Annotated in this window: 1 pseudogene; it reads right to left on the reverse strand. The window is 76.0% G+C overall.

The window, feature by feature from the left end:
• Nucleotides 1-44: 44 nt before the first annotated feature.
• Nucleotides 45-2,063 (reverse strand): annotated as a pseudogene (locus IE321_RS41335) (hypothetical protein); the annotation flags it as partial.

Genomic DNA, 2,063 nt, shown 5'->3' on the forward strand with positions numbered 1-2,063 from the left:
GGCCACCGCCCCCCTTCGCTTCGCGCTTCGTGCTTCGTGCTTCGTCAGCGCGACAGGAACTCCTGGCGCAGGGTGTCGAGGACGTGGGCCGCTTCCGGGTGACCGGAGTTACGGCAGCGGGCCGCCGCCGTGGTCAGACGGGCGATGGCCTCGTTCGTGCGGTCGAGGCCCTTGCCCTCGATGAGGGCGGCCACCCGGACGGCTTCGGCGCGCGGGAGTTCGCCCTGGTCGCCGCCCTCCTCGTGGGCGGCTATCGCGGACTCGGCCTGCGGCAGGGCCTCCTCGTGGCGACCGGCCTCCGCCAGGACGCGGGCGCGGCGGTAGTGGATCTCGCCGCGCTCGTACCAGACGGCGAAACCCTCGCCCACGGGCGGCAGGGCGGCGAGGACGGCGGCGGCGCGGGAGAGGTGCTCCAGCGCCGTGTCGGTGCCCTCGCCCTCGCGGGTCTGCATGACGAGGCGGGCGAACTCGCGCATCATCAGGAGGATCAGGGGCGGATGGGGCGCCTCGGCGTGGGCGGCGACGGCGCGCTCGTACGCCGTGTCGGCCGCGTCCCAGCGGCCGGCCAGGGCGAGGGCGGTGGCGGCTTCGGCGGCGACCAAAGTGAGCACGGGGCCGCGTTCGTCCTCCGGCCAGCCGGCGACGGTGTCGGCCAGGCGGAGCAGTTCCTCGGCGGCCGGGAGGTACTCCTCCAGGTCCCGCAGACCCCGGCCGAGGGCCAGGCGGGCCTGGGCGAGGGTGCGTCCGTCGACGCCGGACGCGGCGTCGTCGGCGAGGACCGACTCCAGGACGGCGACCGCGTCGGCCTGCTGTCCGGAGCGGGTGAGCACGTCGGCGAGCTGGAGGCGCGCCTCGGTGGCGTCGCCGGGCTCATCCGCCTGGTCGAAGCGGGCAGCGGCCTCGGAGAGGTGGCGGACGGCGCCGGTGAGGTCCCCGAGGTGCGTGGCGGCGTGGCCGAGCAGCAGATACGTCGGCGCGAGCCGGAACGAGGTGTCGTCGTACGCGACGGCGTCGGCGATCGCGGCGTGCAGCAGCTCCACGGCCTCCTCCGGCCGGTCCTGGGCGAGCAGGACCTGGGCGAGGAGGGCCCTCGGCCGGGGCCGGCGCCACGGGCGGTCTGCGGTTTCGAGGTCCAGGAGGGCGGCGCGCAGCTCCCGCTCGGCGTCGGCCATGGCGCCGCGGCGGGCCGTCACGTCTGCGCGGAACTGGCGTGCGTTGGCGCTCTGGTGCGGATGACCGAGGCGCGTGCCCTCGGAGGCGAGGGTGTCGACGCACTCCTCGAACCGCCGTGTGAGGGAATGGAGTTCGCGGTCCGGACCGCCCTCGCCGTCCCCCTCCCCGTTCTCGTTCTCCTCCCCGTTCTCGTCCTCCTCGCCGCTCTCCGCTGCGTCCTTCCGGCCGTTCGCCCGGTTCAGTGCGTCGAGGAGTTCCTGGTACGCGGCGAAGGCGTCGGAGTAGCGGACGGAGAGGTACGCGAGGGTGCGCTCGGCGCGCAGGTCGGTGCCGAACGCGGCCTCGGCCGCACCGAGCGGCTCCGCGTCGAAGGGGGTCTCGGCAAGCAGCTTCTCCGTCTCGTGCAGCACCTCGTCGAGCCCGGTCCGGGCCGTGGCGTGGTCCGGGACGGCGCCGTCCTCGTCGCGCGAGCCCGGTACGGCCGTCCAGGCGAAGGTGCGGGCTCTGGCGGAAAGCGCGTGCCAGGGCATCCGCAGGCGCTCGAAGTGCTCGACGGCGGTGGCGAGTTCGGCGGCTCCGGTCGTGTGCCGGTCGGCCATCCAGTGCTGCTGGGCGCGCTGCTCGGCGAGTTCGGCGCGGAGGAGGTCCTCGGGGCCCAGGGCGTCGTCGTGCGGCGCGGTGCCGTCGGCGATGCGGTCCGCGATCCGCGTCCAGAGCCGGGCGTCGCCGGGGTGGCCGTCGCGGGACAGGCGGCGGGCTTCGCGCACCAGCGCGGCGAAGTCCTCGGGGACCTCGATCCGGGCGGCCGCCGCGGAGGGTGCGGCCGCGGCCGTCGTCGTGGCCGTCGCCCTCGTCCCGGTCGCGCCGCCCGAGGCGACGGCGCGCAGGCC

It is taken from the genome of Streptomyces hydrogenans (genome assembly GCF_014656075.1).
In the GTDB taxonomy this organism is placed as follows: domain Bacteria; phylum Actinomycetota; class Actinomycetes; order Streptomycetales; family Streptomycetaceae; genus Streptomyces; species Streptomyces hydrogenans.